This window comes from Xanthomonas citri pv. mangiferaeindicae (assembly GCA_002240395.1).
GTDB classification, from domain to species: Bacteria; Pseudomonadota; Gammaproteobacteria; order Xanthomonadales; family Xanthomonadaceae; genus Luteimonas; species Luteimonas citri_A.
Genome location: CP016836.1, coordinates 2,783,812 through 2,798,245 on the forward strand (window position 1 = coordinate 2,783,812; position 14,434 = coordinate 2,798,245).

Sequence of the window (14,434 nt, forward strand, 5' to 3'; positions counted from 1 at the left end):
CGATGACCACGCCCAACACTTCCGCGCCGGTGACCGTGCCCGCGCTGTTCGAGGCCCGCGCCGCGGGTCACCGGCTCTCGATGCTTACCGCCTACGACGCCGGGTTCGCGCGCACCTTCGATGCGGCCGGGGTCGAACTGCTGCTGGTCGGCGATTCGCTGGGCATGGTGGTGCAGGGGCACGGCTCGACGTTGCCGGTCACCACCGACGACATGGTCTATCACACCGCCTGCGTGGCACGGGCGGCCCGGCGCGCGCTCATCGTCTCCGACCTGTCGTTCCAGGCCGATGCGACGCCCGAGCGTGCGCTCGACGCCGCCACCCGGTTGCTGCAGGCCGGTGCCGGCATGGTCAAGCTCGAAGGGGCGACGGCGAACAAGCGCGAGGTCGTGCGCTTCCTGGTCGAACGCGAGATCCCGGTCTGCGCGCACTTGGGGCTCACACCACAGTCGGTGCTGCGCTTCGGCGGGTTCAAGGTGCAGGGCCGCGACGAGGCCGCCGCGCAGGCACTGCGCGAGGACGCGCTCGCGATCGCCGAGGCCGGTGCCTCGTTGATCGTGCTCGAGGGCGTGCCGGCTGCGCTGGCCGCCGAGATCACCGCCGCTTCGCCAGTGCCGACGATCGGCATCGGCGCAGGCCCCCACTGCGACGGCCAGGTGCTGGTGCTGCACGACATGCTCGGTCTGGACAGCGGCCATCGCCGGCCGAAGTTCGTCCGCGACTTCCTGGCCGATGGCGGCTCGGTCGCCGGCGCGGCACGTGCGTACGTCGCGGCGGTGCGCGACGGCAGCTTCCCCGGCCCCGAGCATTCCTACAGCTGAGCGCAGCACAGCCGGCTTTCGCCTTCCAATCCGTACGCCCTGCCATGATCGAAACCGTCGACAGCCTGACCGTCCTGCGCGCGCGTATCGCGGATTGGAAGCGTGCGGGCCTGCGCGTGGGTCTGGTGCCGACGATGGGCAACCTGCACGCGGGGCACTTTTCGCTGGTCGCGGCCTTGCGCACGCAGGTCGACCGTGTCGTCGCCAGCGTGTTCGTCAATCCCACCCAGTTCGGGCCCAACGAGGATTTCGCGCGCTATCCGCGTACGCCCGAGCAGGACGCGCAGGGACTGGCCGCTGCGGGCTGCGACCTGCTGTGGCAGCCGTCGGTGGAGACGATGTATCCGCTGGGGCTGGCGAACACGGTCACCGTGCGCGTGCCCGGAATCACCGAAGTGCTCGACGGCGCGCATCGGCCGGGGCACTTCGATGGTGTGGCGACCGTCGTCGCGCGCCTGTTCAACCAGGTGCAGCCCGATGTCGCCGCGTTCGGACGCAAGGACTACCAGCAACTGGCGGTGATCGCGCACTTGGTCACCGAGCTCGCGTTCCCGGTGCAGGTGCTGCCGGTCGCGATCGCGCGTGATGCCGACGGGCTGGCACTGAGTTCGCGCAACCAGTATCTGGACGCCGACCAGCGCGCACTGGCGCCGCAGCTGTATCGCACGCTGCAGGCAATGCGCGAGGGCCTGCGTGCCGGTCGCGCGCCGGCCGAGGTCGAGGCCGACGCGCAGGCGCAGCTCAGCGCGCAGGGGTTCGCGGTCGACTACGCGGTCGTGCGCACGCCCGCGCTCGGATCGCTGGCGCCCGGCGACGTCGAGGCGGTCGCACTGCTCGCCGCCCGGCTGGGCTCGACCCGCTTGATCGACAACCTCGAATTCAGCCTGGCGCCGGCGTCCGCAGCCGGCTGAATCGCCGCTCGCGCGCCCGGGGCGCATGTTGCGATGCCGCACGCGGCGCCTATACTTGCCCACTCCTGCGGAACGCCCGCGTCTGCCAAAGGCCGCACCCGGCCGCCGCCATGCAACTGACCCTGCTCAAAGCCAAGATCCACCGCGCGTCCGTAACCCACGCCGAGCTGCATTACGAAGGCTCGTGCGCGATCGACGGCCATCTGCTCGACCTGTCGGGCATTCGTGAGTACGAGCGCATCGAGATCTACAACATCAACAACGGTGAGCGGTTCGCGACCTACGCGATCCGCGCCGAGGCCGGCAGCGGCATCATCTCGGTCAACGGCGCCGCCGCGCACAAGGCCGGCGTCGGCGATCTGGTGATCATCTGCGCCTATGGTGTGCTCGACGAGGCGCAGGCGGCCAAGTTCAAGCCGACCCTGGTCTACGTCGACCGGCAGAATCGGATGACGCACACCAACGATTCGATCCCGGCGCAGGCCGCCTGATGACGATGGCGGTGCGATTGATCCGCGACACGCTGGCGCCGCACGCCCGGCGCCTGGACGCGGCGCACATCGCCGACCTCGTTGCCGCCGATGCCGCGCGCCCGCGCGACTTCGCGCTGCGCGTCGGTGGGCTTTACGCCAGCTTCGCGCGCCAGCGCTTCGACCGCGAGGCGCGCGATGCGCTGCTCGCGCTTGGCGCGTCGGCCGACCTGGCGGCCGCGATGCGCGCGCTGTTCGACGGCGCCATCGTCAACACCTCCGAGCAGCGCCCAGCGCTGCACGTCGCATTGCGCTCGGCACTGTCGCAGGCGCCGGCTGCGCGCGACGCACGCGAGCAGGCGCTCGCTGCACGCACGCGCATGCGCGCGCTGGTCGCGCAGCTCGAGGCCTCCGAGGTCACCGATATCGTCAATGTCGGCATCGGCGGCTCCGATCTCGGCCCACGGCTGGTGGTCGACGCGCTCAAGGACTTCGGCACCGGTCGTTTCCGGGTGCATTTTCTGACCAACGTGGACGGCAGCGACGCCCAGCACCGCCTGGCGAAGCTGGATCCGGCAAAGACCGCGGCGATCCTGGTCTCCAAGACCTTCGGCACACAGGAGACCCTGCTCAACGGTGCGGTCGTGCGCGACTGGCTGGGTGGCAGCGAGCGGCTGTACGCGGTCAGCGCCAACGTGCCGCGGGCGCAGGCCTTCGGCGTCGCGCCCGAGCGCGTGCTGCCGATGTGGGACTGGGTCGGTGGCCGCTATTCGCTGTGGTCGGCGGTCGGGTTCTCGATCGCGCTGGCGATCGGCGCCGACGGCTTCGATGCCTTGCTCGACGGCGCGGCCGAGATGGACGCGCACGCCCTGCAGACGCCGCTGGCCGGCAACCTGCCGCTGCTGCACGCGCTGACCGCCATCTGGAACCGCAATGCGCTGGGCCTGGCCACGCACGCCGTGTTGCCCTACGACGAGCGGCTGGCGTTGCTGCCGGCCTACCTGCAGCAGTTGGTGATGGAGAGCCTGGGCAAGTCGGTCACGCCCGAGGGCGAGCCGGTCGGGCTCGACACCGTGCCGGTGCTGTGGGGCGGACCGGGCACCAACTCGCAGCACAGTTTCTTCCAGGCGCTGCACCAGGGCACGCAGACGGTGCCGGCCGATTTCATCGGCGTGGTGAATCCGGCGCACCCGCATGCAGACAACCACGCCGCGCTGCTGTCGAACCTGCTCGCGCAGACCGAAGCGCTGGCCAACGGGTTTTCCGCTGACGATCCGCAGAAGTCCTATCCCGGCAACCGCCCGTCGACCTTGTTGCTGCTCGACCGGCTCGACCCGCACAGCCTCGGCGCGCTGATCGCGCTTTACGAGCACAGCGTCTACGCGCAGTCGGTGCTGTGGGGCATCAACGCGTTCGATCAGTGGGGCGTCGAACTGGGCAAGCGCATCGCCGGCGAACTGCTGCCCGCGGTGCAGGGTCAGGACGCCGAGATCGCCGATCCGGTCACCCGCGCCCTGCTCGACGAACTGCGCGCACGCCGCAACGCCTGATCCGCGTCGACCTCCCGCGCGCGCGGGGTCGACACGCGCAGCGCGTCAGGTGGGGGATGGGCTTGTCGCACAAAGCGCCCCCATCCCAACCTTCCCCGCGTGCGGGGGAAGGAGCATAAGCCGGCCTTCCCCGCGTGCGGGGAGGAGCACAAGCCAGCCTTCCCCGCGTGCGGGGAAATGAGCATAAGCCAGCGTTCCCCGCGTGCGGGAAGGAGCGCAGGCGTATCCGTGCGTGTGGGAGTCGGCCGCGCGCCGCAGGCTGAAGTCACCTCCCCCGCGTGCGGGGGAGGTCAGCGCGCGCAGCGCGCTGGGTGGGGGCGGGGGCGGGCCCTTACGGCCCTGTCATCCCGCCAACGCTGACCTGCCGCCGGACAACCGGCGTTCGCGCGACGCCGCGATCGACCGAACGCCGTACGCGACGTGCCGCTTCGTCACCGCGCGTCGTGCTGCGCCAGCGCCCATTCGACATGCTCGTCGACCAGCGCATCGCCCGAATGCCGGCGCGTGCGCAAGGCGGCAATGGTGTCGGGGGCGGTCGGCGCGTTGCCCAGCGCGACGGCGATATTGCGCAGCCAGCGACGATGGCCACTGCGGCGCAGCGGCGAGCCTTCGGTGCGCTGCAGGAATTCGTCCTCTTCCCAGGCGAACAGCTCGGCCAGAGTCGCGGTGTCCAGGCCGTTGCGGGCGCGGAAGTCGGGTTCGTCGTGGCGCTTGGCGAACTTGTTCCACGGGCAGACCAGTTGGCAGTCGTCGCAGCCGAAGATGCGGTTGCCGATCGGCGTGCGCAGTGGTTCGGGGATCGCGCCGTCGTGTTCGATCGTCAGGTACGAGATGCAGCGGCGCGCATCGAGCCGGTACGGTGCGACGATCGCCTGCGTCGGGCAGACGTCGATGCAGCGCGTGCAGGTACCGCAATGCGCGCTCGCTGGCGGATCGATCGGCAGCGGCACATCGACGTAGATCTCGCCCAGGAAGAACCACGAGCCGCCGCGCTTGTCGATCAGGCAGGTGTGCTTGCCGATCCAGCCCAGGCCGGCGTTGCGCGCAAGCGCGCGTTCGAGCACCGGCGCCGAATCGACGAACACCCGATGGCCGAACGGGCCGATCTCCTCGGCGATACGGTGCGCGAACTTCTGCAGCCGGTTGCGCATGAGCTTGTGGTAGTCGCGACCGAGCGCATAGCGCGCGACGTAGGCGCGGCGGCCGTCGGCCAGCGTGTCCCAGGCGCTGTCGTCGTCGTTGCGACCGTAGTCGAGCCCCACCGAAATCACCCGCACGGTGCCCGGCAGCAGTTCGGCGGGACGTGCGCGCAGCGTGCCGTGGCGCGCCATCCAGTCCATCGTGCCGTACAGCCCCTGGGCCAGCCAATCGCGCAGGTGTGCCTCGTCTTCGGCGAGTTCGATCCCGGCAATGCCACAGCGCTGGAAGCCCATCTCGGCCGCGATCGCGCGGATGCGCGCAGCCACATGCTGCGGCTCGGGCGGGGAGCGGGCCGGTGGCGCGGCATCGGGGGTGTCGGGGCGGGGACTCACGATGCGTGAAGTATAGAATCGGCGCGATGAGCCCACCCTGTGCCTCGAACGCGGCGTCCATGCCGGGAACCCTGCTGTACGACGCGGCGGCCTTGCGCGCGCTCGAGACCGCGGCGATCGCAGCCGAGGGCGGCGATGCCGGTGTGCTGATGGCGCGCGCCGGGCAGGCCGCGTGGCGTCTGGTGCAGAGCCGCTGGCCGCAGGTGGCGACGCTCGTCGTGGTCTGCGGACCGGGCAACAACGGCGGCGACGGCTACGTGCTCGCGCGCCACGCGCAGTCGGCCGGCTGCGAGGTGCAGGTGGTCCGCCTCGACACGCATGCGCCACGGACCGAGCTGTCGCGCGCTGCGTGCGCGGCCTTCGTGGAGGCCGGCGGCCACATCGTGACATTCGATGGCGGCCCGCTCCCATCGGCCGGGTTGGTCGTCGATGCCGTGTTCGGCATCGGCCTGTCGCGTGCGCCCGACGCCGACGCTGCGACCTTGATCGCCGCGATCGATGCCGCGCCCGCGCCGGTGCTGGCGCTCGACGTGCCCAGCGGCCTAGACGGCGATCGCGGCAGCGTGCCGGGTGTCGCGGTGCATGCCGAGGCCACGCTGCAGTTCCTCGCCGCGCATATCGGCCTGCAGACCGGTGACGGCCCCGACCATGCCGGCGACCTGACACTCGATCCGCTCGGCGTCGATCCGGCCCTGATGGCCGCCGCCGGGCCCGGCGGCGCGCGCCGGATCGAGGCCAATGACCTGGCGCACTGGCTGCGCCCGCGTCTGCGCAACAGCCACAAGGGGACCTCCGGCCGCGTGCTGGTCGTCGGCGGCGACCACGGCATGGGCGGGGCGGTGATGCTGGCCACCGAGGCTGCGCTGCGCGCCGGGGCCGGGCTGGTGTCGGTCGCGACCCAGGCGGCGCATGTCGCCCCGCTGCTGGTGCGCTGTCCGGAGGCGATGGCCCGCCGCATCGACAACACGTCCACGCTCGCGCATCTGCTCGCGACCGCCGATGTGGTCGCGCTCGGCCCGGGGCTGGGACGCGGCGCCTGGGGCCACGGGCTGTACGACGAGGTGCTGGGCAGCGGCCGCCCGCTGGTGCTCGATGCCGACGCGCTGAGTCTGCTGGCCACCATGCCCCGTGCGCTCCCGTCCGGGACCGTGCTGACCCCACATCCGGGCGAAGCCGGGCGCCTGCTCGGCGTTGCAACCGCCGACATCCAGCGCGACCGGCCCGCCGCGGTGCGCCGGCTGGCCGCCCAGACCGGCGCGGTCGTCGTGCTCAAGGGCGCGGGCACATTGGTCTGTGCGCCGGGCGGCACGCCGTGGCTGGTCGCCGCCGGCAACCCGGGCATGGCGACCGGCGGCATGGGCGATGCGCTGACCGGCGTGATCGCGGCGCTGCGCGCCCAGGGGCTCGATCCCGAATCCGCCGCGGCCTGCGGCGCGCTGCTGCATGCCGCCGCCGGCGATCTCGCGGCGTGTAATGGCGGCGAGCGCGGCCTGTTGCCGGTCGACCTGGTCGCCGCGCTGCGTCCGCTGGCCAATCCGGCGCCGATGGAGACGTGGCGATGAGCCTGTGGCAACTCGACGGCGAGGCCGCGACCCAGGCCTTCGCGCAGGCGCTCGCCGCCACCGCCCCCACGCCGGCGGTGGTGCATCTGCAAGGCGACCTGGGAGCGGGCAAGTCGACGCTGGCCCGCGCCTGGCTGCGTGCCCTGGGCGTGACCGGCACCGTCCGCAGCCCGACCTACACGCTGGTCGAGCGCTACCCGGTGGCGGGGGGCGAAGCGTTACACCTGGATCTGTACCGCATCGGCGACATCGGCGAGCTGGAGTTTCTCGGCCTCGATGACATCGCCGCGCGGCTGTGGTTGATCGAGTGGCCCGAGCGCGGCGCCGACGCCTTGCCACAGCCGGATCTGCGGATCTGTCTGGCCTTGTCGGGCCAGGGGCGCAGCGTTCGCCTCGATGCGCTCTCGGACGCCGGCCGGCGCTGGTGCGAGGCGGTCGCAGCGTCGGTCCGTTTGCCAACTGTTGCTGAACCGAAACCGTAGGAAGGATACGCAGGCTGCGGATTTGCAAGGGAAAACGGCTTGCATTGTCCTGGCGGCGATGATTGACTAGCCGCATGCGTATCCGGGGGATCAATCTGTCTCAGGCCTTGCTGGCGCTCGCGCTGCTCGCGGCGCTGTGCTGGAACCTGGCCTACGGCGCCGAATTGCGTGGCGTCGACCTGCAGACCGGTGCGACCGGCACGCGGGCCGAACTGCGGCTGGACAGCAAGGCCGAGTTCTCGGTGATCTCCCTCGCCAACCCCGACCGCCTTGTGGTCGACCTGCCTGGCACCAAGCTCCGCGGCGGCCTGGCGCTCCCGCCCGCGCGGGGCGTCGTGCGCAGTGTCCGGACCGGTCAGCCAGTGGCCGGCACCACCCGGATCGTGTTCGATCTCGCCAGCCCGATCGTGGCGATGGCGCCACGTCTGGAAGAAGGCGGCGACGGCGCCCGCCTGGTCGTCGAGTGGCCGGGCGACGGCGATGCGGACCCGATCGCGCGCGTCGCTGCTCAGGCCTCGACACCGCCGGCTACCGCGGCCAGTGGCACTGCCGCGCCTGCCGCCAGCATCCCGGCCACCCGCACCCCGCCGCCCGATCCTGCACTCGCGTCCAACGATGCCACTTCGCGGCTGATTGCCGAGATGGCCCGCGCCCGTGCACCGGCCACGCCGGCACCGCAGCCCGCCGCGCCGACTCCGGTGCCGGCAGCGTCTGCGGCCGCGCCTGTTGCGCAGGCGCCCGCGCCGACACCCGAGGCCGCAGCGCCGGCGCCGCGCAGTGCGGCCCCGCCGTTGCCGACCACGGTCGGGCCTGGCATGCGACCGCTGGTGATCGCGATCGACCCGGGCCATGGCGGCCAGGATCCCGGCGCGATCGGACCCAGCGGCACCTATGAAAAGCACGTGGTGCTGGCGATCTCGCGCGAACTCGCGCGCCAGATCAACGCCACGCCCGGCATGCGCGCACATCTGATCCGCGACAACGACAGCTATGTCGAGTTACCGCAGCGCGCGCGGCGCGCGCGTCAGGCCAGGGCCGACATGTTCGTGTCGATCCATGCCGACGCCGCGCTCAACCGTGCCGCCTACGGCTCCTCGGTCTACACCCTGTCGCTGCGCGGCGCGTCCTCGCAGCAGGCGCGCTGGCTGGCCGACCGCGAGAACAGTGCCGACCTGGTCGGCGGCGTGCGCCTGGAGAAGGACACGCTGTCCAACGTCCTGCTCGAAATGGCGCAAAGCGGGCACATGCGCGCATCGCAGGAGGCCGCGACGCACGTGCTGACCGGCCTGCGCGATGTCGGCAAGACCCACAAGTCGAATGTCGAGTACGCGAACTTCTCGGTGCTGCGCAACGCCGACATGCCGGCCATGCTGGTCGAGACCGGCTTCATCTCCAATCCGGACGAAGAAAAGCGCCTGCTCGATCCCGGGCACCAGCGTCGTGTCGCTGCCGCCGTACTGCAGGGGATCAATGCCTTCTTCACCAGCCAGCCGCCTCCGGGCACGCTCTACGCGGCGCGCGCCGCCGCGGCTGCGGCCGGTGCCAGCGGCGGCGGCAGCCCCTGACTCCAGGGGGCGACCCGTCCGGCAGTCACGCCCGGCGCCGGCTATCATCCCCGTCCCCCCCTGTGAAAGCGCCTTGGCGCCGCCGTGCCGTGCCCATTCGTCAACTGCCCGATATCTTGATCAACCAGATCGCCGCCGGCGAGGTCGTGGAGCGACCGGCCTCGGTGGTCAAGGAACTGGTCGAGAACGCGCTCGATGCCGGTGCGCGCCGGGTTGACATCGAGCTCGAGGAAGGCGGGGTCCGTTTGATTCGCGTCCGCGACGATGGCGGCGGGATCGCGCCCGAGGAACTGCCGCTGGCGGTGTCGCGGCACGCGACCAGCAAGATCGGCTCGCTCGACGATCTCGAATCGGTCGCCACCCTCGGCTTCCGTGGCGAGGCGCTGCCGTCGATCGCCTCGGTCAGCCGCTTCTCGCTGGCTTCGCGCCGCGAGGACGATGCGCACGGTAGCGTGCTGCAGGTCGATGGCGGGCGCGTCGGTGATCTGGCTCCCAAACCGCATCCGCGCGGCACGACCGTCGAGGTCCGTGACCTGTTCTTCAACGTGCCGGCGCGGCGCAAGTTCATGCGCGCCGAGCGCACTGAGCTGGGCCACATCGAAGAATGGCTGCGTGCGCTGGCGCTGGTGCGGCCGGATGTCGAACTGCGCGTGAGCCATAACGGCAAGCCCGCGCGCCGCTACAAGGGCGATGAAGACCTGTTCTCGGGCGCGCGCCTGGTCGAGACGCTGGGCCGCGAATTCGCCGATGCCGCGCTGCGCATCGACCATGCCGCGGCGGGCCTGCGGCTGTCGGGCTGGATCGCGCGCCCGGCGTACTCGCGCGCGAGCGCCGATCAGCAGTATCTGTACGTCAACGGCCGCTCGATCCGCGATCGCAGCGTCGCGCACGCGGTCAAGCAGGCCTTCGCCGATGTGATGTACCACGGGCGGCAGCCGGCCTATGTGCTGTTCCTCGAGCTCGATCCGACCCGGGTCGACGTCAATGTGCATCCGGCCAAGCATGAGGTTCGGTTCCGCGACGCGCGGCTGGTGCACGACTTCGTCTATCGCACCTTGCACGAAGCGCTGGCCGACACCCGGGCCGGGCAGACAGGTGACGTGGTGGCCGAGGCGCCGTTGCCCGGCGCGACGTTCGCCGCCGGCCCGGCGACCGGCACCGCCGCTGCCTGGTCGCGGCCGATGCCGCAGACGCACCTGGCGCTGCGCGTGGGCGAAGCGCGTGCAGCCTATGCCAGCCTCTACGGCGGCGGCATGGGCGGCGGCGATACCGGGACCCCCACAGGGACGGACGCGACGTTCGCGCCGGGGCCCGCGGTCGGCGATGCGTGGACGGGCGAAGACGGCGCGAGCGCTCACGGCATGGCCGCGGACAGCAGTACCGCCGCCGACAGCGCCGCCTTCGTCCCGCCGCTCGGCTACGCAGTCGCACAGTTGCACGGCATCTACATCCTCAGCCAGGCGGCCGACGGCATGATCGTCGTCGACATGCACGCCGCCCATGAGCGCATCGGCTACGAGCGGCTCAAGACCGCGCACGACGGCGAGGGCGTGCGCATGCAGCCGCTGTTGGTGCCGCAGACCGTCGCGGTCTCCGAACGCGAAGCCGATGTCGCCGAGCAGGAAGCGGGCACGCTCGCCGACCTGGGCTTCGAGGTCACGCGCACCGGGCCGCAGTCGCTGCTGCTGCGCGGCGTGCCGGCGCTGCTGGTCGATGGCGACACCGAGGCGCTGTTGCGCGATGTGCTGGCCGACCTGCGCGAGCACGGCGAGAGCCGTCGCGTGCGTGCGGCACGCGACGAGTTGCTGTCGACGATGGCCTGTCATGGCGCGGTGCGCGCGAACCGACGGCTGACGGTGCCCGAAATGAATGCCCTGCTGCGGCAGATGGAAGCGACCGAGCGCTCGGGGCAGTGCAATCACGGCCGCCCGACCTGGGCGCATTTCCCGCTCGCGGAGATCGACCGTTGGTTCCTGCGCGGGCGTTGAGCGCGGATCCGCTCGCTGCACCGGGGCGCCTGTCCGAAGGCGCCCGCACGACGGCGACTGGCCGCATCCCGAACCGTTTTCATTCTGGAGTCCGCATGCGTTTGCTCCCTGTGTTGCGCGCCGCCCGTGTCATTGCGCTCGCGTTCGTGTTCCTGGGTCTGGCGCCGACGGCATGGGCGCAGTCGCCCGCCGCGACGGGCGAGGTCGCGCCGTCCGCTGTGCCCCACATCGCCGACGTGCCCGCGCCAGCACCGCCGGTCCCGCTGCTATGGAAGGTCTCGGGCGATCACGGTGCGCTCTATCTGCTGGGCTCGTTCCATTTCCTGCAGCCGGCGGACTATCCGCTGTCCGAGGACGTCGCCCGGACGCTGGCGGCGGCAGGCGAAGTGGTCTTCGAGCTGTCGCCCGAGGAACTGGAATCGCCGACGCTGGCGATGCAGATGATGCAAGCGGGTCTGCGCAGCGATGGCAGTCGCCTCGACGACGATCTGCCGCCAGTGCTCGCCGCCGACCTTGCGGCCTGGGGCGAGGCGAACCTCGCCGCGCAACCGATCGGCGGCATGAGCGCGCAGAGCCTGCAATTGTTCAAGCCGTGGTTCGCCTCGCTGCTGGTGACCACGACCGAACTGGGCCGCTATGGCCTGCAGGCGCAACTGGGGATGGACGCGTATCTGGCGCGGCAGGCGCGCGAGGCAGGTAAGGCGACCGCGGGGCTGGAAACTGCGTCCGAGCAGATCGGCTTTCTCGATGGCCTGGGTCAGCTCGAGCAGGTGGAAATGCTGCGCGAGGCGCTGGACCAGGCGCAGGGCGGACAAGCCTCGATCGAGGCGCTGCATGGCGCCTGGCGCGCGGGCGATGCGGCGCAGCTCTGGAACGGCATGGCGCTGGATATGCGCGCGCGCTTTCCCGCGTTGTATCGGCGGATCAACACCGAGCGCAACGATGCCTGGTTGCCCAAGCTCGAGCAGATGCTGCAGCAGGACGGCGAGATCCTGGTCGTCGTCGGCACGCTGCACTTGCTGGGCGAGGACGGCGTGGTCGAGAAACTGGCCGCCAAGGGCTACGAGGTCGAGCGCATCTGCAGTGCCTGCGCGCCACCGCCGGCGATCGAGATCGGCGACGGCACCGCGCCAGTGCCCGAGGAGCGCACGCCTGCGACATCGCCGGTGACGGTGCCGAAGGACGAAGCGCCGCTGCCGTCAATCGATGCGGACGACGCGCCGCCGCCGCAGCCCGACCCGCCTGCGCGCGACCCGGCCACGCAGGAACCGTGAACCTGGCGGCCTGAGGCCGCCCCAACCATCGCGATCGGGCCTCAGGCCGCCTCGACCATGACGATGCAGTCGACCGGGCAGGCCGGCACGCACAGGGCGCAGCCGGTGCACAGCGGCTCGACCACCGTGTGCATCAGCTTGGACGCCCCGACGATCGCATCGACCGGGCAGGCCTGGATGCACTTGGTGCAGCCGATGCAGTCCGCCTCGATCACCAGCGCGACCGGCGGGCGCGGATGGTGCGGGCCGCGGCTGCGATCGAACGGCTGCGCCGGCACGCCGAGCAGGGTTGCCAGCGCTCGCGCGCCGGCATCGCCGCCCGGCGGGCACCGGTCGATGTCGGCCTCGCCGCGCGCCATCGCCTCGGCATAGGGGCGGCAACCATCGAAACCGCACTGGCCGCACTGGGTCTGCGGCAGCAGGCGATCGAGGCGTTCGACGAGGGCGGGGCGGGGGACATGCGGCGGGGCGAAGACGGGCGGCGCACAGGGTAGCGCGCTGCGCCCGCAGGCGCTGCGCCGCGTCGTCGATGGCGGGCCCGACATACGCGCGCAGGCCGTTCCTGACTGCGCGGTCTAGTTCGAATGTATGACCGCGCGGGGCGCCGCGCTCTGGCAGGCTCGACCCATGCCGACCGATACCACGCCTCCGATCGCGCCTGACGCGGCGCTCCGCACCCCCGTCCGCCCCCGCAAGCCGCTGTGGCACCACCTCTACTTCTGGGTCTTGCTGGGGATTGCCGCCGGCATCGTCATCGGCCTGGCCGCACCGCAGGTCGGCGCGCAGATGAAATGGCTGGCCGACCTGTTCATCAAGCTGGTCAAGGTCGTCATCGCGCCGACGATCTTCGCCACCGTCGCCGTCGGCATCGCCGGTCTGGGCAATCTCGCCAAGGCCGGCGGCCTGGCGCTCAAGACCGTCGTCTATTTCAACGTCACCACGGTGTTCGCGCTGGGCATCGGCCTGGTGGTGGTCAACCTGCTCGGGCCCGGCCGCAACCTTGGGTTGGACATCGAGACCTTCGACGCCTCGGCGGCGCAGGGCACGCTCGCCAGCGCAGGGGCTGCAGCCGGCGATGGCATCACCGGCTTCCTGCTGCATCTGGTGCCCAGTTCGTTTTTCGCCGCCTTCGTCGAAGGCCAGCTGATCCAGGTGCTGGTGATGGCGATCCTGGTCGCCTGTGCGATCACGATGCTCGGCGAGCGCGGCAAGCCGGCGGTCGCCGCGCTCGACACGATCGCCCAGGTCATGTTCGGCGTGATCAAGATCGTGATGTGGTTCGCGCCGTTGGGCGCGATGGGCGGCATGGCGTTCACGATCGGCGAGTACGGCGGTGCGATCCTCGGTTCGCTCGGCTACTTCATGCTCAGCTTCTGGCTGACCTGCCTGCTGTTCCTGTTGCTGGTGCTCGGACCGATCTGCTGGTGGTCAGGCTTCAGCGTGTTCAAGTACATCCGCATGATCCGCGACGAATTGCTGATCGTGCTTGGCACCTCGTCGTCGGAAACCGTGCTGCCGCGCATGCTGGCCAAGCTCGAGGCGGCTGGCGTCCCCAAGTCGGTGGTCGGCCTGACGATTCCCACCGGATACTCCTTCAACCTCGACGGCACCGCGATCTACATGGCGATGGGCGCGATCTTCATCGCGCAGGCGTTCGGGATCGAGGTGCCGATCGGCACCCAGATCGCGCTGCTGGTGTTCATGCTGATTTCCTCCAACGGCGCGGCGGGCGTATCGGGCGCCGGGCTGGTGACGCTCGCCGCGTCGCTGGCCGCGTTCGAGAGCGTGATCCCGCTGGCTGGCATCGCGCTGATCGTCGGCATCGACCGCTTCATGTCCGAAGGCCGCGCGCTGACCAACCTGACCGGCAACGGCATCGGCACCTTGGTGATCGCGCGCTGGACCGGGCAACTCGACCGCGAGCGGCTGGCGACGGTGCTCGACAATCCGCAACTGGTCGATCCCGATCGCGTGCTGGCCGAGCAGGCCGCGCGCGATGCGCAGCCGCCGGTCGACGCGGCGCCGGCCCGCCCGGCCTGACCCCCGGGGCGGGCGGTTGCGTACGCAACCGTTGCGCAGTGCGCGCGCACCGGTTAGGGTCGATCCCATGTCGCGCTTGTCCGCCCACAATACCAACCGCAACGCCCCGCGCACGAATAATCGTGCGCGGCCGAGGCGGGTGTGGGAGCGGGCGCGAGGATAAGGCAACAAGCGCAAGGCACCAGACACACAACCCGCATCGGCCGCGATGCGGGTTTTTTGTGCCCGCGCGCGGCTCC

The 14,434-nt window shown here is 71.0% G+C and carries 11 protein-coding genes and 1 pseudogene; 10 read left to right on the plus strand and 2 right to left on the minus strand.

The features are described from left to right. Positions 1–2: 2 nt before the first annotated feature. From BEN78_12080 to BEN78_12095, 4 genes are all read left to right on the plus strand, one after another. A complete protein-coding gene (locus BEN78_12080) occupies positions 3–821 on the plus strand; it encodes a 3-methyl-2-oxobutanoate hydroxymethyltransferase (GenBank protein ID ASR43998.1) in 819 nt (272 codons plus the stop codon). A 44-nt stretch (positions 822–865) separates the two neighbouring features. Continuing rightward, positions 866–1,732, plus strand: coding sequence for a pantoate--beta-alanine ligase (locus tag BEN78_12085; GenBank protein ID ASR43999.1), 867 nt, complete (start codon positions 866–868; stop codon positions 1,730–1,732). Between the two features lie 110 nt (positions 1,733–1,842). Beyond that, positions 1,843–2,223 (plus strand): aspartate 1-decarboxylase, encoded by a 381-nt coding sequence (locus BEN78_12090; GenBank protein ASR44000.1) that lies wholly within the window; start codon positions 1,843–1,845, stop codon positions 2,221–2,223. Continuing rightward, the gene (locus tag BEN78_12095) at positions 2,223–3,752 is read left to right on the plus strand and encodes a glucose-6-phosphate isomerase (protein ID ASR44001.1); all 1,530 of its coding nucleotides are present in this window, start codon (positions 2,223–2,225) and stop codon (positions 3,750–3,752) included. The genes BEN78_12090 and BEN78_12095 overlap by 1 nt, the downstream gene beginning before the upstream one ends. A gap of 431 nt (positions 3,753–4,183) precedes the next feature. Here BEN78_12095 and BEN78_12100 read toward each other — a convergent pair whose 3' ends face one another. Next, the gene (locus BEN78_12100) at positions 4,184–5,284 is read right to left on the minus strand and encodes a tRNA epoxyqueuosine(34) reductase QueG (protein ASR44002.1); all 1,101 of its coding nucleotides are present in this window, start codon (positions 5,282–5,284) and stop codon (positions 4,184–4,186) included. A gap of 59 nt (positions 5,285–5,343) precedes the next feature. Between BEN78_12100 and BEN78_12105 the strand changes: the two genes are divergently transcribed. The 5 genes from BEN78_12105 (at position 5,344) to BEN78_12125 (ending at position 12,155) form a co-directional block, all read left to right on the plus strand. After that, positions 5,344–6,846 carry a bifunctional ADP-dependent (S)-NAD(P)H-hydrate dehydratase/NAD(P)H-hydrate epimerase gene (locus BEN78_12105; GenBank protein ID ASR44003.1) on the plus strand — a complete coding sequence of 501 codons (1,503 nt, stop codon included), beginning with the start codon at positions 5,344–5,346 and terminating at the stop codon, positions 6,844–6,846. Next, positions 6,843–7,328, plus strand: a complete 486-nt coding sequence (locus BEN78_12110; protein ASR44004.1) for a tRNA (N6-adenosine(37)-N6)-threonylcarbamoyltransferase complex ATPase TsaE — start codon at positions 6,843–6,845, stop codon at positions 7,326–7,328. Before BEN78_12105 ends, BEN78_12110 begins: the two co-directional genes overlap by 4 nt. A 74-nt stretch (positions 7,329–7,402) precedes the next feature. Beyond that, positions 7,403–8,893, plus strand: coding sequence for a hypothetical protein (locus BEN78_12115; GenBank protein ASR44005.1), 1,491 nt, complete (start codon positions 7,403–7,405; stop codon positions 8,891–8,893). Positions 8,894–8,982: 89 nt separating this feature from the next. Continuing rightward, a complete protein-coding gene (locus BEN78_12120) occupies positions 8,983–10,881 on the plus strand; it encodes a DNA mismatch repair protein MutL (GenBank protein ASR44006.1) in 1,899 nt (632 codons plus the stop codon). A 95-nt stretch (positions 10,882–10,976) separates the two neighbouring features. After that, on the plus strand, positions 10,977–12,155 hold the full coding sequence (locus BEN78_12125; GenBank protein ASR44007.1) for a hypothetical protein: 1,179 nt from the start codon (positions 10,977–10,979) through the stop codon (positions 12,153–12,155). Positions 12,156–12,211: 56 nt separating this feature from the next. Here BEN78_12125 and BEN78_12130 read toward each other — a convergent pair. Continuing rightward, positions 12,212–12,577: pseudogene (locus BEN78_12130) on the minus strand (electron transporter RnfB). 205 nt (positions 12,578–12,782) lie between these two features. Between BEN78_12130 and BEN78_12135 the strand changes: the two are divergent. After that, complete coding sequence (locus BEN78_12135) at positions 12,783–14,195, plus strand: sodium:dicarboxylate symporter (protein ID ASR45114.1); 1,413 nt, start codon at positions 12,783–12,785, stop codon at positions 14,193–14,195. Positions 14,196–14,434 lie beyond the last annotated feature (239 nt).

Excerpts from the sequence above, each read along its gene's own strand:
- BEN78_12080 (ASR43998.1), top strand. The coding sequence starts at position 3 with ATGACCACGCCCAACACTTCCGCGCCGGTGACCGTGCCCGCGCTGTTC.
- BEN78_12085 (ASR43999.1), top strand. The coding sequence starts at position 866 with ATGATCGAAACCGTCGACAGCCTGACCGTCCTGCGCGCGCGTATCGCG.
- BEN78_12090 (ASR44000.1), top strand. The coding sequence starts at position 1,843 with ATGCAACTGACCCTGCTCAAAGCCAAGATCCACCGCGCGTCCGTAACC.
- BEN78_12095 (ASR44001.1), top strand. The coding sequence starts at position 2,223 with ATGACGATGGCGGTGCGATTGATCCGCGACACGCTGGCGCCGCACGCC.
- BEN78_12105 (ASR44003.1), top strand. The coding sequence starts at position 5,344 with ATGCCGGGAACCCTGCTGTACGACGCGGCGGCCTTGCGCGCGCTCGAG.
- BEN78_12110 (ASR44004.1), top strand. The coding sequence starts at position 6,843 with ATGAGCCTGTGGCAACTCGACGGCGAGGCCGCGACCCAGGCCTTCGCG.
- BEN78_12115 (ASR44005.1), top strand. The coding sequence starts at position 7,403 with ATGCGTATCCGGGGGATCAATCTGTCTCAGGCCTTGCTGGCGCTCGCG.
- BEN78_12125 (ASR44007.1), top strand. The coding sequence starts at position 10,977 with ATGCGTTTGCTCCCTGTGTTGCGCGCCGCCCGTGTCATTGCGCTCGCG.
- BEN78_12135 (ASR45114.1), top strand. The coding sequence starts at position 12,783 with ATGCCGACCGATACCACGCCTCCGATCGCGCCTGACGCGGCGCTCCGC.